The following is a 25,024-nucleotide window of genomic DNA, read 5'->3' as shown; positions in this document are numbered from 1 at the left end:
AGCTCAGGTTCTGGTTTTCTCTTCAACCCCAATCTCTGCCGGTTCATCATCCATCCGTACCATAGGGCCACCTGCGGATAATTCACTATCGGCTACCTTAGATTTAAACAGGGGCCAGAGAAACTGCGCGTACCATTCATCCCGCTCATAGTGAGAGATGCCGTAGGCGCCGGGATATTTACGGGTAATGATACCTGTACCAAAGATGATATCCCATAGGAAAAACATATTGCCGAAATTCCCTTTGTAGTATCCTATGCCGTCATCGCTGGTGACGGCGTGGTGGGCGTGATGAGTGGCCGGCGTGGAAATAAATCTTTCCAGCACCCATGCCACAGGATGTAACCATTTGTTGCGGTATAACGGCTTATCCCATAGAATACTGGAGTGTGCCGCCGATACAATCAATGCTTTCATACCGGCTACAAACAGCGCAGGGTATCCCAGGCCCAGGTACACTAACGTTACTACCAGGTATACCTGGGAGAACAACAGAACATGTATCAGGTTATTGCGGAAATATACGGCCACCCCCATATAGGGAGCTGAGTGGTGAGTCCGGTGAAAACGCCACAGAAAAGGTACCTGGTGATGCAACCGGTGATTCCAGTACTGCGTCAGGTCATCTGCTACCGCAATAATTACTACACCCCAGAAAAATGGCACCCAGGAAAAAACACCCTGCATACCAGGCAGTAATACCGGTAATAACCGTAGACTGAAATAGGCGAGCACAGGACGGAATAAAATTTTCGGTATCGCAAAACTCATCAGATCGATCATAAACTCATTTCTGTCGGCCTGCTTGTTGTACAGACCAAACAGGAATTCAATAATACCTACGATCAGCAACAATACCGGTAACCCCCATGAATTCAGGTGCTGAAATACAGCTTCTGCCAGTTTTATCATAACAACTATTTATTTTTTAGTGGCAATAACGGATGAATGACCCTGCTGTTCTTTCCAGGGCCGCTCGCCCCGGATATAGAAATACAGGAACATCAGGATTACCGGCAGGGCATACAGGAAAAGTGAAATGATACCATCTCTGAGGAGCTTCCGTGCCACCGTCTTTTCTAATTTCATATATATGCTTTTCAGATTAATAATAGATAAACATGCCGGGCAACTATGTTACCCATAGTGTTTCAGCAACCAAAGACCGGAGAAAAATATCAGGAAGGGGATCAGCACCAGCAACAGTCCGATCACGATCTTCTTTAATAATACCAGTACATCTGTAAAAGACATCAGAACAAGTTTAATACAAACAATAAATGACTATATCCGTATGCGTTTCCAGGTTCCCTTCCGGAAAATAATCAGGCACCCTGCGGCCAGCACCACTTCCGAAAACAATATGGCGCCAAAAATACCTTTGGAGCCCCATCCCATGGTAACGCCCAGCAGATATGCCAGCGGCAGCTGCACGATGTAGAACATGAGCACATACAGCCAGGTTACCACCCGCACCTGCCCTGCAGCATTCAACGACCGGGAGATGACCATCGTATATCCGAAGAAAAAGAAGGCGATGGTCATGCAACGCAGGTACAATACCGCCTGTTCCGCCACCGCTGCCTCACTGGTAAACAATCCTACTATCTTTCCGGTAAACAGCATCATCACCAGCGAAACAGACCCCAGAAAACACATATTGAAGAAGCCGGTTTTCCATACTGATTGCTCCGCCCGCTCTGGCTGTCCGGCGCCCAGATTCTGACCGGTAAGTACCCCTGCCGCATTGGCGATGCCCCAGGCAGGCAATGTGGCACAGATAATAATGCGGTCTGCAATAATGTAACCCGTTAATGTTGCTTCTCCCAGCTGTGCCACAATGGTAATCATGAGCAACCAGCTGGAAGCGGGTATCAGGTATTGTAACGTACCTGCCGACCCGAGTTGCAGCAGCCGCTTCATGATGGCGGGTACAATCATCAGTTCCCGCCGGCCGATGACCAGCACATTACGTTTGCTGCCCAGGTACCAGAACTGGTAACATACCGCCGCCAGGTTACCAATTCCGTTACCGATGGCTGCCCCTACCAGCCCCATAGCCGGCACAGGGCCGAAACCGAAAATGAATATACCTCCTGCCACTGCATTCACGATAAAGGCAAGCAGGAATGCCCGCATCGCCATCGCGGCATCGCCGGAGCCACGGAAGATACCATTCAGCAACACCCGCAGCATCAGAAATATGATACACCCGAAACGTATCTTTGAATAAAGATCCCCTTCCGTTGCCAACCGCTCAGATGCGCCGATCGCATAGAATAATTGCCTGTTGAAGATGATCGCCAGCACACCAAATAACACGGCTGCTATTATACCGGTGTAGATAGACTGCACCGCTGTGAGGCCTGCCGCCCTGGGTTTCCGCTCTCCTATCCGTCTGGCAATCAGAGCGCTGGCGGCTATATTTAATCCTACCGGTATAGAATAGATCACCAGCACCACCGTACCGATCATACCGGCAATGGTAATAGCGCTGTCTCCAAGCCGGCTCACATACAACAGATCTACTACAACAAACATCGACTCTATCAGCAGCTCTATCATAGCGGGGAGAGACAACAGAAAAGCAGCCCTGGCAACACTGCTGGAAGTGAAATTCTTTTCCTTCCCCAGCATGGCGATCTTAAAAAGATTTAAAACGGAACGGGTCCTGACAAACAGCGTCATCATAATACCTTATCTTTCTTTAATGGTTAATAACTCATTGCAGCCGCCGGCGCCGGTACAACGGCGCTCCCAAAATGCTGGTAGGCGACTTCTTCTTCCAGCGTATAAACTTCACGGCCACTGATGGTATTGATGATCCAGGAATTACGATAGGCTCCCAGACTGAGATCCGGTGCAGTAAAGCCATGGGTCTGCGTTTCCGCATTCTGTATGAATATCTCGTTGTGGTTGATATCAATGGCGTAATTACGGGAGGCATTGTAAGACCCGTCTGCATGACGGCTGATGCGACCGGCAATACCGTTCAGACATGCCGGCTGGTGATAGCGGTAACCCGTTGCCAGCAATAACGGTCCTGCCTGATGGGTAAAGTCCTGCTGCTGCTGTACCTGCGTAAAATGCAGCGCATATCCTCCTCCCGCTGCGGGAACAATAGTGTTCAGTTCACAATTGGATCGCAGCAATACGTTTACCCGCTCACCACCAACGGTCATCTCATACAGCAGGTCATAGATCTGATCTATAAGGCTGTAGTTGATTCCCTTGGAAAGTGTTGCCTGCGTTCTCAGTATTTTCGCGCGCTGCTGCGGAGCAAGATCATAGAAGTAGTCCACATAGTTGTGTGAACTGATTTCCAGCGTAAGTTTGGAATGTTCCATCGGAAAGAACCTGTCGGAACGGGTGAACCAGTTCAGCCGGAAACCGTTCCTGGCTTCAGGTAACAGGTCATAAAAAATTTCTGCGGCACTTTGTCCGGAGCCGACGATTGTCAGTTCGCCTTCTCTCAATATGCTTTCCTTATGCGCCAGGTATTCCGATGAATGCATCACACCGGGTGTCGCGGTTTTGTCTACAAAAGGCGGCAGATAAGGTTGTGTACCGGTACCCAGCACCAATTTCTCTGCATGGTATACGGCTGTTTCACCTGTAAGTTTATTCAGCACTGTTACAGCATATAATCCTTCCTGGTAAGTTACAGCAGTTACCTTATGGGAGAAGCGGCAACTGCTGAGCTGCGCTGCTACCCATTGACAATAAGCATTGTATTCCCGGCGAAGCATGTAAAAATCATGACGGATAAAGAACCGGTATAACCGGCCTGTATGCTTCAGGAAATTGAGAAAGCTGTACTTGCTGGTGGGATCTGCCATAGTTACCAGGTCGGTACCCATGAACGGGTCCTGCAGGGTAGTATTCTGGAGCATTAAACCTGCATGCCAGTTGAACATGTCTGTCTGGTCAAAAAACAATGCGGAGATCTCTTCCACTGGTTGTAATAAAGCGGCCAGGCCCAGGTTAAAAGGGCCTATTCCGATACCAATAATTGTATATACTGGTTTTGTATCCATTTTTTCTGATTGTACGGTTAAAACTTAAATGCCATCTGTCACCGGCATTGCCGGAATAAAGATTATCTGACCCATTGCATCTGCAACTGCTGGAATACAAAACTCCACACGTCTGCAGCTTCCGCTATCTGTTTTGTTGTCGGCTTACCTGGCCCGTGTCCTGAATTCCGGTCTATCCGTATCAGCACGGGGTTATCGCCGCCCTGCTTTTCCTGCAGGGTGGCCGCATACTTGAAGGAGTGAGCCGGAACAACGGTATCATCATGATCTGCTGTCAGTATCAGCGTAGCAGGATAATGAGTGCCTGCTTTTATATTATGCAGCGGAGAATATTTTATCAGGTAGGCAAACTGCTCCGGGTTATCGCTGGTGCCGTATTCTTCGGCCCAGGTGCTGCCAATGGTGAACTTATGATACCGCAGCATGTCCATCGCTCCTACCACCGGAACAGCCACTTTAAACAGTTCAGGGTGCTGGTTGATACATGCCGCCACCATGATGGCGCCTGTAGATACGCCCGTGACGGCAATCTTTGAAGGATTGGTATACCCTTCTCTGATCAGGTATTGCGTGGCTGCTGTAAAATCATCAAATACATGCTGCTTGTTTGCCAGCATGCCTCCCTTGTGCCAGGCTTCTCCATATTCATTACCACCACGCAGATTGGGCTGCGCATAGATGCCGCCCCGTTCCAGGAACATCATCCTGGCAACACTGAAAAAAGGAGTCAGGTTACGCTTAAAACCGCCATGGCCCTGCATGAACACAGGACGATTACCATCAGGTTTAATACCGGCTTTATGAACAATGAACATAGGCACGCGGGTGCCATCCTTTGAGGTAACGAACACCTGTTTTGTTACATATCCCTCTGTACTGCCGGTGAATGCCGGCTTTCTGTACAACGAGGATTTACCACTGCTGATGTTATACCGGTAGATGGTGACCGGAGTGGTAAAATTTGTGAACGAATAGTATACCTCCTTATCCTGCCGTCCTGCGCTGAAGCTGCTGGCAACGCCGATCGCCGGCAACGGTACTTCCCGGATCATGCGTCCCTGGTAATCGTATTGCCGCACCAGCGTACTGGCATTTTTCAGGTAAAATGCCCAGAGATAACCGCCGCCCAGGTCAATATTATCCAGCGATTCCGGCCGTTCCGCAATCAGTGATGTCCAGTTCTTCTCTTCAGGATGACGCGGATCTATCAGCACTACCCGGTTGTTCAATGCACCACGGTCCGTCTGTAGCAATAGTTTTTCACCCACATTATCTACAATAATATTGTGATGATTATATCCTTCTACAAGCGGCATGATGCGGCTGCCCTGCTGATGAAGATCCTGATAGTACAGGGCATTACCGGTGGATGTGGTCAGCTTGAAACCCAGAAATGAACCCGGCAGCACGGAAAGGATCAGGAAACGTTCATCTTCCGTTACGAATGCTGCTACGCTGAGCCGGGGGTTACGCCGGTCTTCAAATATCAGGCTGTCCTGCGACTGCGCATCGCCTATGCGATGATAATATACCTGGTTCAGGGTGTTGCCGGCAGACAGTGCAGCGTGTTGTTCCGTGGCCGGATAGCGGCTATAGTAAAAGCCATCGCCTTTCCAGGCGGCACGCGGGAACTTCACCCACCGGAGGCTATCCTTCAGCAGCTGACGTGTTGTAAGATCCATTACCTGAATGGTATTCCAGTCGGACCCCGACTCGGCAACGGCAAAGGCGAGGTAACGTCCGTTCCCGGAAAAGCTCAGTACCGTTGCTGCGGTTGTGCCGCTGGCAGACAGCCTGTTGGGGTTCAGCAATTCGATCTCCTTCCCTTCAGGCCCCTCTTTCAGATACCAGACGGCCTGATTCTGTACACCATTGTTACGGGTGAAGAAATAGCAGGCGCCTGCCTTTACAGGCTGCGTTTCTTTCGCATAGTTCCAGGTGGCAGACAGGTATTCCTGCATCTCTCCGCGATATGGTATCTGCTCCAGGTAATTGTTTGTCAGTTTTTCCTGCGCCGCTATCCATTGCGGAATGCGGCCGGTGGTATCGTTTTCCAGCCAGCGGTACGGGTCGGCGACCATCGTTCCGAAATAATTATCGGTTGTATTTTCCCTGACTGTCCGGGGATAATGCAATGGTTCACCGCCTCCCTCCGCAGATTGTGCGTGTGCAGCACCGGCGGTGATATGCATGGCTATACCGGCCAGCATCGTCATAAATAATATCCGGATCTGCATAATCATTTATTTCTGTATGCTGTAATAGGGTTCTGCACCTCGCCGATGGAAGGCACGTCGAAAGGGTTGGCCCTGTCACGCAACTTCCGGCTGTTAAGTATCTGCATTTTGTTCAGTGCATCCGGTGCAATCACTTCAGCGAACAGATCATCCTGCGTAAACCGGTGAGCCAGTGCCGGATGCTGTTCCTGGTATTCACGCACACAGGCGCCCACCAGCTGCCAGAATTCCTGTTCACCGAGAACATTTTCTTCCACCAGTATGGCGGCGATAAAGCGGAAAATGCCATCGAAAAGCTGGGTAAACATGGGCTTTGTCCGGAAGGATGCCGGTACGTCTACCTGTATCCGCTGTGCGAGTGCAGGCAGCGTTACAGCAGTATCCATCAGCGTTACTTCTTCCCCGATGTCTTTCATAATGGCATTAACAGGCACGTGATTTTCCAGTACCAGCACAATGTTTTCGCCATGAGGCATAAATACCAGCTGGTATTGGTAGAAGCAATGGAGCAGGGGCCTTAAATAACAATGCAGGTATTGTTGTATCCATGCGGAGGCAGACAGCCCGGAAGTACGTATCAGCGCGGGTAACAGGGCATAGCCGTTTGTATCGGTATGCAACAGTGCCGCCATTGTCATGATACGTTGTCCGGGACGCAGCCGGGACACAGGGCTTTCCCGCCAGAGGGAAGCAAGCATTTTCTTGTATGGGCTATCTCCCTGCAAAGCGGCTTCGTAATACTGATTCGTATATCCTACCGCCGCCAGCTCCCGTAATACCCGGAATCCGTTTTCCTGCAGGTACGGATCCTTTTCTGCTATATCATATACCCACTCATTGATAGCAGGTGTTGTCCGCATAAAGTAAGGAGAAAGAATCCGCACATATCCCATATTAAGAATGCCCAGCGCAGTTTTTACATAACACCTGGCAGGATTGCTACTGTTAAAGAAAGTACGGATAGATTGCTGCGGCAGATATTTATCTTCACTGTAACCCAGACATACCAGCCGGTTACCGGCAATGTCCGGCGCAAATACATTCAGCAGTTTGTTATACCACTGCCATGGATGTACCGGCATAAAGAAATACTGATCCGGGTCAAGCCCTTTTCCTGTCAGTACACTGCGGAAGGCATCATAGTCTGAAGCACTGAGTTCCTGCCTGATGAATTGTTCCCAGTGAAGCCCTTCAATAGCCGTAAATTCTGCGTGGCTTTTATGACCGGCAATCCAGATAAGTGAAAGCGGCACAGCTGCCTCCGGAGCATACTGCCGGTAATCCGTCATATCAAAGCCCACCCTTCCGTTATTGGTAATAAACCGGGGGTGGCCTGTCATGGATCTTTCTATCTCCTGATAATCTGCGGTGGCCAGATATTCAGCAGAAAGCGTATTATGCGTATGTATGTAAGCGCTGCCATACAAGGTGCCAGCCACTTCTTCCATATAGTCGGGTAATGCTTCGGGCGCAATACCAATCTGATCGTTAAGATCTGTAATAAAACTGATGGCCTCCGGTGCTGCAACGTCGCCTCCGGCGATCTTCTCTATAGAATCAGGATTTACACACCAGTGATTAAGGCGGAGCACACGGGCGGAGAAGCGGTAGATGACATCGTGTTTGCCGGATCGTAACAGGTAATTACCCCATCCGTTTTTTTCTGACTGCAACTCCGGATGAAGTATGCCTTCATGCGCCAGTTCGGCAATTATTTTTCTGATAAACAACCGTGTTACCTTACGCCATATTTCCGGTTGAATATGATTGATAGCCTGTGGCTGAAATATACTATGAGTTGTTTCCATTTGTCTGTTGTTAAACGTTTCAAAAAAGCATTATGCCTGTCCGGCTAAAGGCGCTGTCAATACCGGCTGCGGCTTATAGGCTGCCATGGGGTTCTTCAGCGTACCGGCAAACTGCTGGCTTTTGAATGGATTGTACATGTGGTCCACCATTTTGCGGTTATTGCGTATCTGCAAACGGTTCAGGCATGTCTTTACGATTTCCGGGGCAAACAGGTCAATCCGGTCGTACTTATCCTGCAGGTCCGGATGCTGCTCCTGGTACTTTCCTATACAGCCTGCAGCCAGCTGCCAGAACTGCTCTTCCGGGAAGTCCGCATGTTCTACCAGCAACGCCGAAAGGAAACGGAAGAAGCAATCAAAAGCCTGGGTAAAAATGGACAGGATCCTTAATTCAGGGGCGACCTTCATATAGATCTGTTTCACATTATCAGGCATGGGTATTTCCTCGTTCAGCACGGCAATTTCTTCTCCGATATCTTTCATAATTGCACCTACGGGTATATGATCTTCCAGTATCAGGATCAGGTTTTCACCATGTGGCATAAACCGCATATCGTGTGTGTAGTAGCAATGTAATAACGGACTGAGATAAGCATCCAGGTAGCGTTCTATCCACTTGTGGGTAGTAAGTCCGGAGGCTTTGATGAGTTCGGGCAATAACGCATTGCCATAGCTGTCTACGTGCAGCAGCGCAGCCATGGTCATCATCCGCTGACCGGGGCGTAATTTTGTAACAGGGCTTTCCCGCCACAAAACAGAGAGCATCCCGTTATAGGAAGCGTTATCATCTTTAATAATGGCTGCATAGTGCGGATTGGTGTATCCTGCAGCGGCTACTTCTTCCAGCAGTACAAATCCTTTTTCACGGAGATAATCGTCTGCCTGCACCACACCGTTTACCCATTCACTGATAGGAGGCGAGGTAACGACAAAGCTGGCGTGTAACCCTCTCATAAAGCCCATATTCAGGATAGAGAGGGAGGTTTTGGTATACCGGCGATGCGGAGAAGTAATGTTATAAAAGGTACGGATAGACTGCTGCGGCAGGTAGTAGTCATTGCCATAGCCAAGGTATACGAGCTGCTGTTCGGCAATATCTGTAGCAAATAAATTAACCAGTTTATTAAACCACTGCCAGGGATGCAGGGGTATAAAATAATAATCATCCGGATGCAGTCCTTTACCGGTCAGCTGCTGTTTAAATGCTGCCAGTACTTCCGCACCCAGTTCATCAGCGATCAGTGTATCATAGTCAAGACCAGTTACGCCGGCATAGCCGGAACGGCTGCGGTGTGCCGCCACCCAGATCAGCGCCAGCGGATCTGCTGCCTCAGGCGCATACTGCCGGTAATCTGCGGAATCAAAACCTATACGTCCGTTGTTGGCGATAAAGCACGGGTGTCCGGCCATCATGGCCTGTTCTATCACCTGGTAGTCGCTTACCGCCAGTTCTTTTGCGGTGAGTTTATTATAGGTATGCATATAGGCACTGCCGCAAAGCGTGCTGTTGATCTCTTCCAGGTATACCGGTATCACCGTTTCGCTGAGTCCCATTGTTTCACGGAATTCAATGATAAAGCTCAGGGATTCCAGCGGTGCAGTTTCCTGGCCGATATATTTAGAGAGGGAAGCAGTATCTATATACCAGTGATCCAGACTCAGTACCCTGGCCCGGAAGCGGTATTCAATATCAGGAAAGTCTGTGCGGAGTACATAATATCCCCATCCGTTTTCACTATACTGCAGTTGTGGAGCAATAATAAGTTCATGTGCAAATTCACAGATGATCTTACGGATATGCAGCCGGTTCACCAGGCTCCATACGTCGGGGTGCAGGTGAGCGACCGATTGCTCCGGGGTAACATTTACAGGAGGTTTCATTTGCTTGGCATTTTTAAATACTGAATTTATTTGCAGACGCTGTTGCTTTCAGCAACGATATCGTCCATGCAGGTATATCTTCTGTTGGTGATGATGAATAAGGTCACTTTTCCACGGCATCTGTCAGCGTTACGGTATTCACCGGCAGATTGGTCTGATGTGCATATTGCGCCCTGGTGCAGAACGCCAGATACGCCATCTTTTGCGGCAGCAGTACTTCTTGCTGGTATTCAAATCCTACCCGCCTGGTGAGTATATGCATCTTTTCATTTCTTACATCCGGCTCTACGATCAGTCTTTCCACTGCCGGATCAATCAGCATATAGTCGATGATGGTCCGCAGTATATGATAGGTAAACCCATGAATAGCGTGTTCCACCGGTGCCACCAGCAGGTGCAGGCCATAGTCTCCGTTCTGCACATCATAATATCTGCCTATCGGGTCTTTCACAGCCCAGTAGCTTTCCCAGAGGAAGGCTGGCTGGTCATTGTAAAATCCCATATAGGCGTGTGAGTGGGAAGCCTGTGTAATGGTTGTATAGGCCGTTTTCACCTGATCCGGGCTGGTATGTTGCATCTGCCAGTATTGTGCATAGGGGCGGTTTACCCAGTCATGTACCAGTGGAATATCCTGTGATATTTCCAGTGAACGGAAAGCAAAACGTCCCAGTCCGGGTACTTCCTGTTCATAGGTATAGGCTGTGTGCGCCGCTGCTTTCGCTGCGTTGTACTGTTCCCTGGTACAGAATGCCAGGTACGCCTGTTTATGTGGCAGGTCAATGATTTTCTGATATTCGAAACCGGCTCTCTTGTTGAGTACGTGTATCTTATCATTCCGCACGTCCGGCTCTACCACCAGCCGTTCTACAGCCGGATCGGAAAGCATGAAATCGATGATCACCGTAAAGATGTTCCAGGTAAAATTGGCAATCCGTTTATCGGGTGGCGCTACCAGGATATGGAAGCCATGATCTCCGGGGCGCACCTCATAGTACTCGCCCAGCGGGTCATTCATTACCCAGTAGCATTCCAGCAGGAATGCCGGTTCGTTGTTATAGAAGCCCATGTACACCCTGGAATCCTTGGCCTGCGTAATACTGGTGTAAACAGCCCTGACTTCTTCGAGGGTGGTATCCTGCATTTGCCAGTAACGGGCATATTCCCGGTTCACCCAGTTATGGATCACCGGAATATCTTCATCCATCAGCAGCGGGCGCAGGGTAAACGGGGCGCTGACTGACGGCCTTTTTACCGGTTCACTGCCGGTGAGCATCTTTTCCATGAACTTTGATAGCCGTTAAAATGTTCTGAATATCCGTGATGGTGGTTAACGGATTAAGTATGGTAAACTTCAGGTAGAAGTGCCCGTTCACGCGGGTGCTGGCGAGCAGCACTTCTCCGCTGAAGAACAGGGATTTTTTGATAGCCTGGTTAAATGTGTCATAGTCACGGGAATGCACATACGAAGGTTTATGACGGAACACCAGCACGCCGAGGTCGGAGTGGCTGAGCAGTTCAAGTTCCGGATCAGCTTCTATCAGGCAGGCCGCCTGTTCGGCTGTATCGATGATCACTTCTGTATATTCACCCAGTTTCTCCTTGCCCATCAGGCGCAGGGTGAACCAGAGTTTCAGCGCATCAAAGCGGCGGGTGCTCTGGGTAACTGTTTTATTGATCTGTGCGGGCAGTTCGTCGTAGTCCTGTTCTTCGGGGTTGAGATAGTCCGCATGGTGGCGGATAATATCCAGGGAGGCTTTATGTTTTACGATGAAGGCGCTGCTGCTGATTGGCTGGAAGAAAGATTTGTGATAGTCAACGGTGATGGAGTCAGAGAGCTCTGCTCCGTTCAGCAGATAGCGGTATTTTTCCGTGAGCAGCAGTCCGCAGCCGTAGGCGGCATCGATATGGTACCAGAGGCCGTATTGTGCGGCGAGGCGTCCTATGGCCAGCAGCGGGTCGAGGTTACCGAAGTCGGTGGTGCCTGCGGTAGCTACCACTGCGATGGGGATATTTCCTTGTTCCAGTTCTTTTTTGATGGCGGCTTCCAGCAGTGTGGCGTCCATGCGGAAACGTTCATCAGCGGGGATAGATACCAGCGCCTGTTCGCCTAGCCCCAGCAGGGAGGCATTTTTCTGGTTGCTGAAATGTGCTTTTTCTGATACAAAGATGCGGTACCTGCCGGCATCTTCCGGAAGGCCCAGCAGCTTTATATTGTGGCTGCGGTGTTTCATGGCATAATGATCCCTGGCGAGCAGGAGGCCCATCAGGTTGCTCTGGGAGCCGCCGGCGGTGAATACACCGTCGCAGTCCGCACTATAGCCTATCTCCCGGCCGGTCCAGTCAATGATTTTACATTCCATCAGTGTGCCGCCGGCGCTCTGGTCGTAGGTATCCTGGGAGGAGTTGATAGCGCTGACCAGCACTTCTGCTGCGAGTGCAGGAATGACTACCGGGCAGTTGAGGTGTGCAATGTATTGCGGCAGGTGGAAGGCAGTAGCATGGTTAACATACAGCTGCTCTACTTCCTTCAGCAGACTTTTATAATCCGGCAGCGGCGTATCGAAATCGATGGTGCTGAAGAGCTGCGCCAGCTGATCGGGCTTAATGCCGCTGAAAGGTTTCTTTGTACGTTGCAGAAATCCGGTCACAACCTTCAATGCGCCCTGAATGGCGGTATTGTAGGCCTCAGCGGAGCCGGCATAAAATATATCCCCGTAGGGATCGGCGGATAGTACCGGCGCTTCTTCCAATACTTCAACGGATGCGGTTTTCATCATTTTTGTTTACAATGATTTGGTGAATGTATAAATCAGGTTAACCAGGTTATCTTTTGCTCTGCCGGGGTTCTTTTCTTGCGGGGCACTGTGTGCGATACATCCGGATAGCCCATGAAAAAAATTCCCAGTGACTGTTCATTGGCAGCCAGTCCCTGCGAGGCGACATATGCCACCGAAGCGGCGCCGCTATCCCAGTAGGAACCGATGCCACGGGAAGTACAGCTGAGCGCCATATTCTGCACTGCGGAAGCAATGGCGGCTATTTCCTCCCATTCCGGAAGAGATGCCTGTTCGCTTTTCACCAGCACGATCCCTATCATACAGGCTGCTTTGAGCGGGTATTGCAGCAGGTAATGTTGTTTCTCTGCAAATGCTTCCGCACTCATTCGCTGCTGGTAGTAATCACGGTACCAGGCTTCCAGGTAACTGCCGAAGGCGGCGCGTTGCGCTCCCATCATTACCACGAAGCGCCAGGGCTCCGTCATCTTGTGCGTAGGCGCCCAGGTAGCGTTGATCAGTATTTCTTCCAGCAGCGCAGCCGGTATTTCTTCTCCGGTATAGGCATCTGCATAAATACTCCTTCTCCCCCGGATCAGGTGTGTCATCATATCGCCGGTTTCCGGCAATGTATCTATAGCCTGCATCATAATACGCACGGATTAAACAAGGTTAGGCTTCATATACTTTACCATAATGTTCTTCCATGACGAGATAAGGATTAGCCGGATGCGCTACAGACTGAATATGAATCAGGCTGGTCTTACTCATCATACGTAGCATAAGTCTGCGTTCACAGGGCACCAGGCTGCCGTTTTCATTTCTGAAACCTGCCAGAAAAGCATTGCGGCCATGAGCACACAGGTGATTGTTCACGAAGATCATATCGCCGGCTTCCGGTATGAAGCTGCTGTAAATAAGCTGTCTGGCTTCCTGCCAGAAAGCCTTGAGGTTTTCCAGCGCTTCCGGTGATTGTCCTGCTTCTTTATTATATATCTGTTCTGCGGCGTCGAAACGAATGAAAGGCGCGTCCCTGTTACCATACAGTACAGAAGTGTGTACGCCTTCTCCGATGGCTTCATCTGTCGCGTAATTCGCATCTTTGGGGCATTTATACACCGGCTCAAACAAGGCTTTCAATACCGGATCATCCTTATGATGCGAGCGGATAGAATACAGCATGGAAGGCACCTGTTCTTCATTGCGCAGATAGAGGAAGCTGAGGAAGTCTGCAGCATTGAAGAGGAAAGCATCTTCCGTATGTACAAACAACTCTGTTTTAGAGCCTGCGCCCGTCTGTGACCAGGCCATATCCTGCTCCGGGATAATAGCGTGCAGGAGTCCTCCGCCTTTACGCTGCGCGAAATATTCCACCGGCTTGGAAGGCACGGCGCCATGCAGGAGCGAAGAAATAAATCCGTATTCCATCATGCGTTCCTGTTCCATTTCCCGCCAGCTGGGCGGTGTAGGCCCCAGCGCATCCTGATCTACAGATACCAGCCCTTTCAGCACGAGCGCGCCGTATTGATTGGAAGAGAAATCTGTTCCCAGCAAACTCAGCTCGCTGGCTATACGCTCCGGTAATATTCTGTAGGCATTCAGATGCAGCATGGAGATATATTTCGGGTTCTCATAGCTGCCATATATATTTTTCAGCGCTTTTCCGATGCGCGTTATTTCTGCCCGTTCATCGCTGGTGATGGTAATAACTGCGGGCTCCATTGGTGGCTGGTAAACAATGTTATTATGGGTTTCCGGGTTAATCGTTGCTGTCAGTAATTGAGTTTCCATTAATCATCATTTGTTAAGTGTTTTGAATAGGATTCCTGGCATAGAGGCAGCGGGTGCTACGCTATGGCAATAAATATCCTGCCGGGTAGCTGTTGCATTTTTTTACAACGGCTGCCGGAGCAGGCAAGTAGAAAGTTATCACTGAAACCACCAGTGAAACAGGGTCATGTGGGCACAAACACTTTCACCGGCGGAGTTGACAAAAGTATTTATCCTTTCAGAACAGTAACAAAACTATCCGAAAAAAGGAAAGGGCATTAATCAAAACGGGAAATTAGTTTACGCAAAACGAAAAACGAAGTAACAAATCGCTGTCTATATTTTTACCACCTCCACAAAACACCCTATCAGCAAGGTTGTAAGGCATCCATACTTCTTTTTATCTCACTGCTGTTTTACCGCAACGTCAGTATGACAGCCGGTATCCGTCATGAAAAATAAAAAACTGATATTATCTTTTTATAAAGAAGTATCCGCTGCTATGTAATAGCAGACGACATCATTAAGGGGTAGCGCATGTGAGATAAACTGTGGTATTTTTATGAATGATGCACACCGGCATCGGGTCTGCATGTAAAATTCTATTCGTTTAAATGATTGCCGGTTTGTATTGTGCGAATATTATATTAGTTGCGTGAAGATCATTAAGAGATAATGATGTATTAATATATAGGTTGCGTGAGAACCGGCGTGTAGCCGTGTCCGTGTAAGGGCTGCCTGTTCCTTGCTGGGGGCGCCGGCCCGCCTCCCGGCTTCCTGCATAACGCAGCAGCATTACCGGGGGAGGCGGGGCTGCGGCAGCTCCCGGCCTGTGCGATGGCGGAAAAACACAGGCAGATAAAGAATAAGGTCTCTCATAAGCAAAAACAGGCTTCAGCGATATAGATACAGGTAAAGGGATAAATAAAAGGATGCCGCCGGAGCCGTTTGGTAAACGGTCCCGGCGGCATCTTCGTATAGCCATGCCGGTATGTAACCGGGCTGGCGGCGATCCGGTATTACCGGCATAAAGTGGCTGACATAGTTATACATGACGCGCGGTTTCATCTCCAGGTATTGCATCCGTTACAAAGGAAACAGATAATACCTTGCGCTGTTATCCCTACTTTGGGGGATACCTATTCTTCCGCGTGGATGGCTACCGTATTGCCCTCCGTATCTGAGAATACGGCGATATACCCGGCAGGGATCTGCGTTCTGGGCTGCAGCAGCTTACCGCCGGCGGGTTCTATTTTATCAATTACAGTCTGAAGCCTGGGGTAGGCATTCAGGTATACCCTGATACCATCAGCAGCAGGATGCTGCCGGTCATTCTTTACCAGCGCCCCGGAAACACGGCCGGAAGTGGCCTGAATCACGCCCGGTTCTGCCGGGAAGAAAGTCAGCTCTTCATTCGTTTCCTCAAAATGCTGGGTTCTCATTTCTATGTCCAGAATGGTTTCATAGAACTTTTTTGCCCTGGCGGTATCTGTCACCGGAATTTCAAACCAGGTGATCACATTGGAAGTCTTGCTTATTTTCTGTATCATCTTTATTGTTTTTTTAGTTTGATAATACAAAGCTAGTTTTCTCTCAGGGTGGATAATTGAATAAATCCGCCGTTTTTGTTGGCGGCTATTTCTTTGGGCGTTATGCCGGAATATTTCCTCACCTCCCTGATAAAATGTGCCTGATCAGCGTAAGGTTGCTCCGGGTAAAGGTTTCCCTGCTTCAGCTGCTCAAAGGAGGCGCGGTAACGTAGTATATTACTGAATGCCTTAAAGGACATTCCAAAATGGCCGGCGAAATACCGGTTAATCTGCCGCGTGCTCCAGTAGCAGGTTTCCGCAGCCTCTTCCACGGAAATATTGCCGTTACTGCCGTACAGCAGGCGGAACAACTGTTGCTTGCGCGGGTCAGTGGGTTTTGTTATCTGCTGTTGCAGCAGCGTCATGATCCTGGCGGCATACAGGGAGAAGTCGAACGGCAATGCTGCCACGTCCTTCCAGAAGCCTGCCGGCAAAGGTTCTTCCCTATCTGTTATGTCTCCTATTTTTCTCTTCCAGATATATTCTGCCGCAGGCAGTCTGAAGCTGACACCGAAGATGAGGGAGGCAGGCGGCACAACACAGGAAAATTCTTTTGTGAAGATGCCCGACAATACGGCTGTAAACGGCGATCCGTTGCGGGAACGGAAGAGCAGATCAAAATGTCCGTCCGGAAAAATGGTAAAGTGATGTTCCTTTTCACCCGGGTTATGCACATACCAGCAATACTTGACGAAGTCCGCCAGCCCCTGTGGTGGCTGGCTTTCCCGGAATATGTAATCGTCTTCCCGTATCATATCTGAAAATATTAACTTTTGTTTGTCAAAGTTAGCCGATTCATACACTATATTTGTTTTGCATGAAACTATTACTGATAGAAGATGAACCTGCTGTAGTATCCGTTATTACCCGCGGATTGTCGGAAGCCGGCTATGAAGTGAGCGTAGCGCTGGATGGCGCCAGTGGCTTGCGTATGGCGCTGGACAATCCTTCCTTTCTGCTGATTATCCTGGATGTAATGCTTCCCGGCATGAACGGCATCGAAGTGTGCAGAGCGCTGCGTAAAGAGCAGCTGGCAACACCCATACTCATGCTGACCGCCCTGGGCACCACCGAAAATATTGTGATGGGCCTTGACAGCGGTGCAGACGACTACCTCGTCAAACCCTTCAAGCTGGCTGAGCTGGAAGCCCGCATCCGTAGCCTGCTCAGGAGGAAAAGCAGCGCCATTCCCCCGCAACAGGAGTCTACTTCCCTCTTGCAATTGGCGGACCTGGAACTGAACACTGACACCAAATCCGCCAGCAGACAGGGAAAAAACATTCAGCTGACAGCCACAGAATACCGGCTGCTGGAATTTCTGTTGAAAAATCCCCGCAAAGTGTTGTCACGTATGGAAATACTGGAACATGTATGGGGCATCGACTTCAATATGAATACCAAAGTAGTGGATGTATATATTAATTATCTCCGCAAAAAAATAAACAAACACAGTCAGCAGGAACTCATACAAACCGTAACCGGACTGGGTTACATGCTGCGTGAAAATAACGCTGATGAAAATACGCACTAAAATACTGATGATATTTGCAGGGCTGACCATCTCCACCATTATGGTGATGAGTATCCTGGTGTATTATTTTGCCAATCAGCATTCCTTCGAGGACTTCTACAAACGGCTCGAAATCCGCGCCTACCTTACTGCCAGGGCCAACCTCCCCTACTATGAATCTGATTCCGTTATCTATAATGAAATCAGGGATGAACACCTGGAGAAACTGCCCGCAGAAAAGGAATACCTGCTGCCTATTACAGACGGCGCCGTTAAAACAGACAGCACCCTGAACCTGCCCACGGTTTTTTACCAGGAAGTGATGTCACAGCAAAAGGCCACCTACCGCGATGGCAACCGGTTTTATGAAGGCGTATTATATAAAAGCAAGAAGGGATTATACATTGTGATCGTATCCGCCGTGAACCAGTACAGCAGCGAATATATGGGGTGGCTCCGGAAACTGCTGCTGATCTGCTTTGTTATATCATCAGGTATCCTGATTACCGCCGGCATCTTCTTTTCCCGGTTCATCCTGCAGCCGATACGTCATTTGATGACACAGGTAAAAAGTATCAGCTCCCGTAACCTGCATCTGCGGCTGAATGTAAAGCAGAGCCAGGACGAGATCAACGAACTGGCGACCACCTTTAATAATATGCTGGACCGCCTGGAAACCGCTTTTGAAACGCAGAATAACTTTGTCAGCAACGCTTCCCATGAACTGAGTACCCCGCTCACCGCCATCATCGGGGAAACGGAGCTGGCGCTCAGCAAAGACCGCTCCCAGGAAAATTACCAGCTGGCCCTCCGCAATATCCTGTCAGAAGCCGGCCGCCTGGAACATATTACCAAAAGCCTGCTGCACCTGGCGCAGACAGGATTCGACGGCAAGAAACAGGAATGGGGCATTGTACGTACCGACGAATTATTGTTTACCGTTAAGAATACCATCGATAAAATCAACCCCGGCTGCCATGTGGAAATAGATTACAGCCTGTTTCCGGAAGAAGAAGAAAAACTGGCGATTCCCGGCAATGCGCAGCTGCTGGAACTGGCGCTCAGCAACATTGTGATGAATGCCTGCAAATACTCCAACAACCAGCCCGTATACACGGCGCTGGCGGCTACAGACAAGAAAATTATCATTATGGTAAAGGACCAGGGTATCGGCATTCCTCCGGAAGACCTGCCCTATATTTTTTCCCCGTTCTTCCGCGCTTCCAATACCGGCCATTTTAAAGGCTACGGCATCGGGTTACCGCTGGCCATGAACATCATCAGAATGCACAAGGGAGACATTATCGTTAACAGTCAGGTAAACGCCGGAACCGAGATCAGGGTTGAGTTGCCACTGTAGCGCTCCCTTTCTTACCGGATTCTTACCACATTCTTACAACCTTTTAACCGTACTCTTACCGCGTCCTAATATCGCGTTCATAGTTTTGCTGTATTAAAAGTAAGAGCTATGAAAAATATTCTGATTCCTACCGATTTCTCCATACGTTCACTCGGATACGTTCACAGCGTAGCTGCGCACTATCCACACGAAACTGTTAATATCATATTCATGCATGCCCTGAACATGCCTGACTCTTTATTCGACCTTATTACCTACACCCGCAACAGCAGACACATTGATCTCATAACCGCTGATTTCAAGGACGGTTGTGAGATCATCCGCAACAAGTACGCATCTTCCGTTCACCAGCTGAAGGTGGAATTCTTCCACGGCAATACCCGTGCGGCATTCCGCAATTTCTGTCTGGCACAGAACATCGATGTGATTGTATCTCCGATGGATCATGAATATCATCTTCCTTCCAAAAGAAGCTACAACCCATCCAAACTGATTGCATCTTCCAAGTATCCATTGCTGAAAACGCCATTGCTGAGTACCCGGAAAGTAGTTGCCAAATCTACTATCTCCGCTCTGCTGCTGGCTTCTGAATAACTTTAAAAAACGGGAGTTATGTTACTTAGAAAAAATATCCCATTCAAATATGTCTTCGGAAAAATCAAGTACGAAATACTGATGGTAGCAGCATACACCATGCTCATCAACCTGCTGTACTACCGGTTTGATTTTACTGAAATAAGCATTCCCATAGCCGTACCCATGGTACTGGGAACCGTTTTGTCCTTACTGCTCGCTTTCCGTTCCAACCAGGCGTACGACCGCTGGTGGGAAGCCAGGAGTATATGGGGCGCCATTGTAAATGATTCCCGCTCGCTGACCAGGCAGATATTAACGCTGACAGACAGCCCGTATCAGGCAGAAGAGCTGGAGCATTTCAGAGAAAGATTTGTAAAGCGACAGGCAGCCTGGTGCTATAGCCTCGGTCAATCGCTGAGGAAGACTGATCCAATCAAGGGTTTGGACAGATTGCTGACAAGGAGGGAGCTTAATTATGTGGCCAGATTTGATAATGTGCCGGCTGGCCTGTTGCTATTACATGGAAAGGATCTGAAACATGCGCTGGAAAACGGCTGGATCAATCAATACCAGCAGGTGAGCATAGACGCCACCCTGTCGCGCCTCTGCGATGCGATGGGTAAATGTGAAAGGATCAAGAATACCGTGTTCCCTGCAACATATAGTTTGTATACGCATTTCACGGTGATCTTCTTCATTCTCCTGCTGCCGTTTGCCCTCATAGATTCCCTGGGCTTCATGGAGATACCGCTGGTAGTAGCCATTGCGGCGTCCTTCCTGCTGATAGAGCGGATGGGTATCAATCTCCAGGATCCGTTTGAAAACAAACCTACCGATACGCCGATGACGACCATCGCCACGAATATCGAGAAAGACCTGCGGCAGATGCTCAACGAGCAGTACGAGCCACAGGTAGAGGTAAGACAGGAAGCAAGATATTATCTTCTTTAATATTGAACACTGGCTTTATTAGAGAGAGGCAGCAGAGCAATCTGCTGCTTTTTTTATTTCAGGGAGCGGCATCCTGCTGTGCAGTCAGCAGGCCGGAAGCTGTATCTGCCCTGTGCAGGCCGGATTCCTGTGCAAACAATTCCTGCATGCAGGGATGCCGCCGTATACCGGCCGCCCATATACTGTCTGCTGGTATTTCCGGATGCGTTACCATACGCAGGTATTTTAAAGCCGTAGCCGTATCTCTTTTACGGAGGTAATGATGAGCGCAGGTACTGATGGCATCCAGGAAACGGGATTGTCCGAGACTGTCTTCTTCACCGCGCTCAACGCCTTGTCCTACAGTGGAGACAGCCTCCAGCAACAGGAAGGTTTCATTCAGCAACTCTTCACTTTTACGGACACGGACAGGCGGAAGTTCCGGGTTATAGAAAACATCCAGAAGCGGTTTCTCTACAGACTGAGTGGGAGAAGTTATAACATAATAAGATTGATTTCGCTTTTCCTGAGAGGAATTTCTCATGTAGAAATTAACCATATTATTCAAGAATATGCAAAAAATAAATATAAGACCAGCATAAATAATTCCTTTAAAATTATTTACAGCGGCTGATTCAAGAAAACCCTTCCTTATTTCATTTTCAAAAACCGGGTCTATGGCCTGGTACTGCCTATTCCGGGCAATTATAAACTGGGAGGCATCTCCCTGGGACAGCTTATCCGGTACCGGTCTTTTCAATCTTGTCAATTCTTCCTTTACCAGCATAAAAACCGTTTCCATATTCAGGTATTCCGCTCCGTTATCGCAGCCGGTATGAATGACATGCAGCAGGCCTGCGGTAAAATGCGTAGGTACGTGAGCGTTATCCACATCAAAGGAGGCGGGGGTATAATTTTTGGCAGCGCTTAAAATATAGCTGCCCTTCATATCGCTGAAATAGCTGCCGGGGTTTGCGGGAATGCCGGCAGACATATGCCTGATCAGCTGTCCGGAGTAGCAGGAGTCCACAATAAATATTTTCTGTGAGGCATTGCTCTCCCTGATTATATTCTTTATTACCAGCCCGTTGATACCGGTTACCATGATATTGTGGGCGCAGCTGTCGGTGCCGGTAAGATATACCTGTTCGGGGTTTCTGTGATTTAAGGCGCCATGTCCGGCATAATAAATAATCAGCCGGCCGGCCGCCAGGTCTTCCTCGCAAACGTTATATATCTCCATCATAATTTCCCGGCTGGTTTTATCGGGTAGTTCGATGATGGTGGTATTACAGGCATGATATCCCAGGGATTCGTCTGTGAACAACTGTTTCAGCTCCTGCAGGTTGACGGTTATATTGGGGATACATTCAAATCCGCTGCCGGCGGAATACTTTCCTGTTCCTATCAGGAGGATAATAGTTCTAAGCGATAACATCTGCAGTTTCCTTCATCTTTTCCAATACAGATAATACCAGTGTTTCCAGTTCTTCCGGGCGGCTGCTCCTGATCACCACCGACTGGTCGCCTTTCCGGATGGTGATATCGCAGCGCGTATTCCTTAGCCAGGTGACCATACAGGTGGCCAGTGCCCTGATAGTCAGGCCGGCCGGTACTGTAACCGCCAGTATGGGAAAAAATTCGCCGGCCCCCATTTGTCCGGATGCGGCCGGCGAGATCATAAAATCTGCCATATCAGTACCGGCGGACTGCAATAATTCTTTGAGGAAAAGTATTTGCCGGATGGATGTTTGTCCGGGGAACGAAAAATACAGGTGCATGGATGAGTAATTTTTAAACAGTTATAAAATAACCTACAGGAATCCATAAATATGTTAGCGCCGGTTAATTTTATAAAGATTAACAAATGGGGCAGGGTTCTTTCAATTCAATAAAATCAAGTATCTTGTACACCTACAACTACAACTACAACCAAATCTCAGCACACACTACATGGCTAAAAGCGACTCATTTCTCAACGAGTTATACAACGAGGACCTTTCAGGTGTTGCATATAAGAACCTGCAGCTTAAAAAGAGTATCCTTTCATGGTTTGCCAACCAGGGTAACACCACTATCGCTGATCTTAGCAAGATGCTGAATATCAGCTCCCCAAAAATTGCCGAACTGATAAATGAACTGATAAATGCGGGACTGGTAAAGGATTTCGGCAAAACAGAATCCACCGTAGGACGGCGGCCCAACCTGTACGGACTGGAGGCTAACTCCCTGTTTTTCCTGGGGGTGGAAGTAAAAAACAACCATATCAATATCGGATTACTGAATTTTCAGAAGGAACTGGTACGATTTCAGGAACAGATCCCTTTTGAGCTGAGTAATACAGCGGCCTCGCTGGATGAGTTGTGTACGCTCATTAATCATTTTACCAAAGAGCTGAAAGGCACTGCCAGAAAGATTTCGGGGTTATGTGTGAATCTTTCGGGCCGCATTAACTATAAAACAGGTTACAGCTACAGCTATTTCCATTTCAATGACGAGCCGCTCACCAAAATACTGGAACGCCGGCTGGGCATTAAAACCTACATCGAAAACGATTCCCGGTCAATGGCTTACGGAGAGTTCTGCAGTGGCATTGTGCAGGATGAGAAGGATGTGATATTCATCAACGCCGATTACGGTATAGCCCTGGGCGTTATGATTAACGGGGAGCTGTATTACGGCAAGTCCGGTTTCGCGGGGGAATTCGGGCATATCCCGTTCTTCGACAATGAAATCCTTTGTCATTGTGGCAAGAAAGGCTGCCTGGAAACCGAAACATCCGGACAGGCACTGATCCGTGAATTTAAACGCCGCCTGGAGAACGGCGCCACATCCGTAGTTACGCGCAAAGTGCCGGACATCCGGCAGATAACGTTAGCGGATATACTGGAAGCGGCTAACCAGGATGATACCCTGGCGATAGAACTGATTGCCGACATCGGAGAGAAGCTGGGCAAAGGGGTGGCGATACTGATTAACCTGTACAACCCGGAACTGATTATACTGGGCGGAGCACTTTCCGCTACGGGAGAAAGTATTTTCCTGCCGTTACGCAGCGCCATCAATAAATATTCGTTAAGCCTGGTGAACAATGATACCCGCTACAAGCTATCTCAACTCGGCAAAAAAGCAGGTGTTATCGGGGCTTCGCTGCTGGCCCGCAACAAGCTGTTTGATATATGACCGAAAAAAAATTTTACAGATAATTTGTAAATATGAATAAAATCTGTTTACATTTGCACTCGCTGAAATAAAACGGATCAGTAGTTCAGTTGGTTAGAATGCCGCCCTGTCACGGCGGAGGTCGCGGGTTCGAGTCCCGTCTGGTCCGCAAAAGACTAAAGGAATAGACCGATGTCTATTCCTTTTTTTTACAACATTTGAAATAGTGAGGGCAGGTTCCAGAGCGGCCAAACGGGGCGGACTGTAAATCCGCTGTCTTTCGACTTCATAGGTTCGAATCCTATCCTGCCCACTTCTTTACGGTTACCCCTATACGTGGCTGATGCCTGCAACTAATTGTTCCCCGCCTTCGCTGATTAATACAGTATTAAACTATCATCAATTGAATTTTATTTATCATCTGCATAAGATATGCTTTCTGATTATTTTATCTGAAGAATAAAGTATTAAAGGATCAAGTTGAAAAGTTGGGGGATAGCATAAAAAGTCAAGCATATAATTTTGTTAATCGGTATAGAAAAAAATTCTATATCCCGTACACCTCTTAGGGCATTCCTGAAGGTTTTCATTTTGGCATTAAAGGCCTCTGTAGCAGCATTTGTCGCTCTGTTATTGAAGAAGTTGAGGATGCCCAGATAATGAGTTCTGATTGTCCTGGCAACGGTTTTGAAGGATAATATGAAATATCCCTGCTTCCTCTACGTCATTATACCACAAAGCCCGTTTCTTAAACGTCTCTTCTTTACACTTACACTGCCTGTAAATCTCACCCAAACGCGGGGATAGTTGATAAGATTTATGAAAGAGGGGATAGTGACTGAATAGTAATTCCGTCCTCAGCTGTTGTTCTCTGGTCCATGGTCTGAGATGTTTAAACAGCAAATATCTGCTCTGGCTAATAGCTGCTTAGCGGTGTCGCCATTAGGTAGCCTGACAGGTTCATACTTTATTGCTGCCCGTTTTGCTTATTCATATTCCAGATTTTCCTGTTCCAGGGCCTCCCAACGATGTTCAATTCTTATTTCACGCACTGCGTCAAAAGCCAGGTGTTGTACACGGAAGCAATCTATCACCTTATGGGCGTTGGTGAAGCGGGCTTTAACTGAGTTATTGAGGCTGCCAGATATATCGATCGTAACTTCCTGTACTCTCTGGCGTAAGCGTTTAGGGATTTTAAATAGTATTTCTTTGAGAAATTCAAACTGAGTACCCTTGATCATAGCCACTATTGAGCTTTTACGCCCTTTAGCCAGCCTGTTGGTGACGATTGTATACAATTCCCCGCTGGAAAAAGCCATTTCATCTATACTTAATGCGGGGCCAATGTTTTTATAATTAAATGTAGACATCTGGTAAGTAGGGTACTCAT

General features: G+C 48.5%; 23 protein-coding genes and 2 tRNA genes. 7 read left to right on the top strand and 18 right to left on the bottom strand.

Translation table 11 applies throughout. The annotated features are described in order from the left end of the window. Positions 1 to 3: 3 nt before the first annotated feature. From GWG06_RS05000 to GWG06_RS04945, 13 genes are all read right to left on the bottom strand, one after another. Positions 4 to 912, bottom strand: a complete 909-nt coding sequence (locus tag GWG06_RS05000; RefSeq protein WP_160711716.1) for a sterol desaturase family protein — start codon at positions 910 to 912, stop codon at positions 4 to 6. Positions 913 to 921: 9 nt separating this feature from the next. Beyond that, complete coding sequence (locus tag GWG06_RS30450; RefSeq protein ID WP_202182948.1) at positions 922 to 1,089, bottom strand: hypothetical protein; 168 nt, start codon at positions 1,087 to 1,089, stop codon at positions 922 to 924. A 195-nt stretch (positions 1,090 to 1,284) separates the two neighbouring features. Further along, positions 1,285 to 2,691, bottom strand: a complete 1,407-nt coding sequence (locus GWG06_RS04995; RefSeq protein ID WP_127034159.1) for an MATE family efflux transporter — start codon at positions 2,689 to 2,691, stop codon at positions 1,285 to 1,287. A 23-nt stretch (positions 2,692 to 2,714) separates the two neighbouring features. Continuing rightward, entirely contained in the window at positions 2,715 to 4,037 is a 1,323-nt protein-coding gene (locus GWG06_RS04990) for a lysine N(6)-hydroxylase/L-ornithine N(5)-oxygenase family protein (protein ID WP_160711714.1), read from the bottom strand. Positions 4,038 to 4,099: 62 nt separating this feature from the next. Then, positions 4,100 to 6,274 carry a prolyl oligopeptidase family serine peptidase gene (locus GWG06_RS04985; protein ID WP_160711712.1) on the bottom strand — a complete coding sequence of 725 codons (2,175 nt, stop codon included), beginning with the start codon at positions 6,272 to 6,274 and terminating at the stop codon, positions 4,100 to 4,102. Positions 6,275 to 6,276: 2 nt separating this feature from the next. Further along, complete coding sequence (locus tag GWG06_RS04980; RefSeq protein WP_160711710.1) at positions 6,277 to 8,082, bottom strand: IucA/IucC family protein; 1,806 nt, start codon at positions 8,080 to 8,082, stop codon at positions 6,277 to 6,279. A gap of 30 nt (positions 8,083 to 8,112) precedes the next feature. Further along, entirely contained in the window at positions 8,113 to 9,963 is a 1,851-nt protein-coding gene (locus GWG06_RS04975; protein ID WP_160711708.1) for an IucA/IucC family protein, read from the bottom strand. Positions 9,964 to 10,066: 103 nt separating this feature from the next. Continuing rightward, on the bottom strand, positions 10,067 to 11,245 hold the full coding sequence (locus GWG06_RS04970; RefSeq protein WP_160711706.1) for a GNAT family N-acetyltransferase: 1,179 nt from the start codon (positions 11,243 to 11,245) through the stop codon (positions 10,067 to 10,069). Then, a complete protein-coding gene (locus tag GWG06_RS04965) occupies positions 11,220 to 12,740 on the bottom strand; it encodes a pyridoxal phosphate-dependent decarboxylase family protein (RefSeq protein WP_160711704.1) in 1,521 nt (506 codons plus the stop codon). The genes GWG06_RS04970 and GWG06_RS04965 overlap by 26 nt, the downstream gene beginning before the upstream one ends. Positions 12,741 to 12,772: 32 nt before the next feature. Continuing rightward, positions 12,773 to 13,387 carry a nitroreductase family protein gene (locus GWG06_RS04960; protein ID WP_160711702.1) on the bottom strand — a complete coding sequence of 205 codons (615 nt, stop codon included), beginning with the start codon at positions 13,385 to 13,387 and terminating at the stop codon, positions 12,773 to 12,775. Between the two features lie 22 nt (positions 13,388 to 13,409). Continuing rightward, on the bottom strand, positions 13,410 to 14,528 hold the full coding sequence (locus GWG06_RS04955) for a Fe(II)-2OG oxygenase family protein (protein ID WP_160711700.1): 1,119 nt from the start codon (positions 14,526 to 14,528) through the stop codon (positions 13,410 to 13,412). Positions 14,529 to 15,646: 1,118 nt separating this feature from the next. Further along, on the bottom strand, positions 15,647 to 16,057 hold the full coding sequence (locus GWG06_RS04950; protein ID WP_235938145.1) for a VOC family protein: 411 nt from the start codon (positions 16,055 to 16,057) through the stop codon (positions 15,647 to 15,649). Between the two features lie 32 nt (positions 16,058 to 16,089). Then, complete coding sequence (locus GWG06_RS04945) at positions 16,090 to 16,851, bottom strand: helix-turn-helix domain-containing protein (RefSeq protein WP_160711698.1); 762 nt, start codon at positions 16,849 to 16,851, stop codon at positions 16,090 to 16,092. Positions 16,852 to 16,913: 62 nt separating this feature from the next. Here GWG06_RS04945 and GWG06_RS04940 point away from each other — a divergent pair, with 62 nt between their 5' ends. The 4 genes from GWG06_RS04940 to GWG06_RS04925 all read left to right on the top strand — a co-directional run bounded on the left by GWG06_RS04940 (position 16,914) and on the right by GWG06_RS04925 (position 20,493). Further along, positions 16,914 to 17,627 carry a response regulator transcription factor gene (locus GWG06_RS04940; RefSeq protein WP_160711696.1) on the top strand — a complete coding sequence of 238 codons (714 nt, stop codon included), beginning with the start codon at positions 16,914 to 16,916 and terminating at the stop codon, positions 17,625 to 17,627. Further along, on the top strand, positions 17,611 to 18,966 hold the full coding sequence (locus GWG06_RS04935) for a sensor histidine kinase (protein WP_127034141.1): 1,356 nt from the start codon (positions 17,611 to 17,613) through the stop codon (positions 18,964 to 18,966). The genes GWG06_RS04940 and GWG06_RS04935 overlap by 17 nt, the downstream gene beginning before the upstream one ends. Positions 18,967 to 19,074: 108 nt before the next feature. Next, the gene (locus GWG06_RS04930; protein WP_127034139.1) at positions 19,075 to 19,560 is read left to right on the top strand and encodes a hypothetical protein; all 486 of its coding nucleotides are present in this window, start codon (positions 19,075 to 19,077) and stop codon (positions 19,558 to 19,560) included. An 18-nt stretch (positions 19,561 to 19,578) separates the two neighbouring features. Next, complete coding sequence (locus GWG06_RS04925) at positions 19,579 to 20,493, top strand: bestrophin family protein (protein WP_160711694.1); 915 nt, start codon at positions 19,579 to 19,581, stop codon at positions 20,491 to 20,493. Positions 20,494 to 20,551: 58 nt separating this feature from the next. Here the strand turns inward: GWG06_RS04925 and GWG06_RS04920 are convergent, their stop codons facing one another. Together GWG06_RS04920 and GWG06_RS04915 are read right to left on the bottom strand one after the other, a co-directional pair. Next, positions 20,552 to 21,910, bottom strand: coding sequence for a caspase family protein (locus GWG06_RS04920; protein WP_160711692.1), 1,359 nt, complete (start codon positions 21,908 to 21,910; stop codon positions 20,552 to 20,554). Beyond that, positions 21,897 to 22,253, bottom strand: a complete 357-nt coding sequence (locus GWG06_RS04915) for an effector-associated constant component EACC1 (RefSeq protein WP_127034133.1) — start codon at positions 22,251 to 22,253, stop codon at positions 21,897 to 21,899. The genes GWG06_RS04920 and GWG06_RS04915 overlap by 14 nt, the downstream gene beginning before the upstream one ends. Before the next feature lie 172 nt (positions 22,254 to 22,425). Here GWG06_RS04915 and GWG06_RS04910 point away from each other — a divergent pair, with 172 nt between their 5' ends. From GWG06_RS04910 to GWG06_RS04900, 3 genes are all read left to right on the top strand, one after another. Then, complete coding sequence (locus GWG06_RS04910; RefSeq protein ID WP_160711690.1) at positions 22,426 to 23,655, top strand: ROK family transcriptional regulator; 1,230 nt, start codon at positions 22,426 to 22,428, stop codon at positions 23,653 to 23,655. Positions 23,656 to 23,729: 74 nt separating this feature from the next. Next, positions 23,730 to 23,803, top strand: a tRNA-Asp gene (locus GWG06_RS04905). Between the two features lie 61 nt (positions 23,804 to 23,864). Then, positions 23,865 to 23,947: transfer RNA gene (locus tag GWG06_RS04900), tRNA-Tyr, on the top strand. A 154-nt stretch (positions 23,948 to 24,101) separates the two neighbouring features. On the opposite strand, the gene GWG06_RS30800 is transcribed toward GWG06_RS04900, so the two are convergent. The 3 genes from GWG06_RS30800 to GWG06_RS30675 form a co-directional block, all read right to left on the bottom strand. Next, positions 24,102 to 24,335, bottom strand: a complete 234-nt coding sequence (locus GWG06_RS30800) for a transposase (RefSeq protein WP_202182958.1) — start codon at positions 24,333 to 24,335, stop codon at positions 24,102 to 24,104. Next, entirely contained in the window at positions 24,265 to 24,555 is a 291-nt protein-coding gene (locus GWG06_RS30795; protein WP_420826289.1) for a transposase, read from the bottom strand. Before GWG06_RS30795 ends, GWG06_RS30800 begins: the two co-directional genes overlap by 71 nt. A 65-nt stretch (positions 24,556 to 24,620) precedes the next feature. Beyond that, the gene (locus tag GWG06_RS30675) at positions 24,621 to 25,004 is read right to left on the bottom strand and encodes a transposase (RefSeq protein WP_202182946.1); all 384 of its coding nucleotides are present in this window, start codon (positions 25,002 to 25,004) and stop codon (positions 24,621 to 24,623) included. Positions 25,005 to 25,024 lie beyond the last annotated feature (20 nt).

Origin of the sequence: Chitinophaga solisilvae (assembly GCF_009928525.1) — a bacterium.
Lineage (GTDB): Bacteria > Bacteroidota > Bacteroidia > Chitinophagales > Chitinophagaceae > Chitinophaga > Chitinophaga solisilvae.
This window is presented reverse-complemented; position numbering and strand designations above follow the sequence as displayed.

Excerpts from the sequence above, each read along its gene's own strand:
- GWG06_RS05000 (WP_160711716.1), bottom strand. The coding sequence starts at position 912 with ATGATAAAACTGGCAGAAGCTGTATTTCAGCACCTGAATTCATGGGGG.
- GWG06_RS30450 (WP_202182948.1), bottom strand. The coding sequence starts at position 1,089 with ATGAAATTAGAAAAGACGGTGGCACGGAAGCTCCTCAGAGATGGTATC.
- GWG06_RS04995 (WP_127034159.1), bottom strand. The coding sequence starts at position 2,691 with ATGATGACGCTGTTTGTCAGGACCCGTTCCGTTTTAAATCTTTTTAAG.
- GWG06_RS04990 (WP_160711714.1), bottom strand. The coding sequence starts at position 4,037 with ATGGATACAAAACCAGTATATACAATTATTGGTATCGGAATAGGCCCT.
- GWG06_RS04985 (WP_160711712.1), bottom strand. The coding sequence starts at position 6,274 with ATGCAGATCCGGATATTATTTATGACGATGCTGGCCGGTATAGCCATG.
- GWG06_RS04980 (WP_160711710.1), bottom strand. The coding sequence starts at position 8,082 with ATGGAAACAACTCATAGTATATTTCAGCCACAGGCTATCAATCATATT.
- GWG06_RS04975 (WP_160711708.1), bottom strand. The coding sequence starts at position 9,963 with ATGAAACCTCCTGTAAATGTTACCCCGGAGCAATCGGTCGCTCACCTG.
- GWG06_RS04970 (WP_160711706.1), bottom strand. The coding sequence starts at position 11,245 with ATGGAAAAGATGCTCACCGGCAGTGAACCGGTAAAAAGGCCGTCAGTC.
- GWG06_RS04965 (WP_160711704.1), bottom strand. The coding sequence starts at position 12,740 with ATGATGAAAACCGCATCCGTTGAAGTATTGGAAGAAGCGCCGGTACTA.
- GWG06_RS04960 (WP_160711702.1), bottom strand. The coding sequence starts at position 13,387 with ATGATGCAGGCTATAGATACATTGCCGGAAACCGGCGATATGATGACA.
- GWG06_RS04955 (WP_160711700.1), bottom strand. The coding sequence starts at position 14,528 with ATGGAAACTCAATTACTGACAGCAACGATTAACCCGGAAACCCATAAT.
- GWG06_RS04950 (WP_235938145.1), bottom strand. The coding sequence starts at position 16,057 with ATGATACAGAAAATAAGCAAGACTTCCAATGTGATCACCTGGTTTGAA.
- GWG06_RS04945 (WP_160711698.1), bottom strand. The coding sequence starts at position 16,851 with ATGATACGGGAAGACGATTACATATTCCGGGAAAGCCAGCCACCACAG.
- GWG06_RS04940 (WP_160711696.1), top strand. The coding sequence starts at position 16,914 with ATGAAACTATTACTGATAGAAGATGAACCTGCTGTAGTATCCGTTATT.
- GWG06_RS04935 (WP_127034141.1), top strand. The coding sequence starts at position 17,611 with ATGAAAATACGCACTAAAATACTGATGATATTTGCAGGGCTGACCATC.
- GWG06_RS04930 (WP_127034139.1), top strand. The coding sequence starts at position 19,075 with ATGAAAAATATTCTGATTCCTACCGATTTCTCCATACGTTCACTCGGA.
- GWG06_RS04925 (WP_160711694.1), top strand. The coding sequence starts at position 19,579 with ATGTTACTTAGAAAAAATATCCCATTCAAATATGTCTTCGGAAAAATC.
- GWG06_RS04920 (WP_160711692.1), bottom strand. The coding sequence starts at position 21,910 with ATGTTATCGCTTAGAACTATTATCCTCCTGATAGGAACAGGAAAGTAT.
- GWG06_RS04915 (WP_127034133.1), bottom strand. The coding sequence starts at position 22,253 with ATGCACCTGTATTTTTCGTTCCCCGGACAAACATCCATCCGGCAAATA.
- GWG06_RS04910 (WP_160711690.1), top strand. The coding sequence starts at position 22,426 with ATGGCTAAAAGCGACTCATTTCTCAACGAGTTATACAACGAGGACCTT.
- GWG06_RS30675 (WP_202182946.1), bottom strand. The coding sequence starts at position 25,004 with ATGTCTACATTTAATTATAAAAACATTGGCCCCGCATTAAGTATAGAT.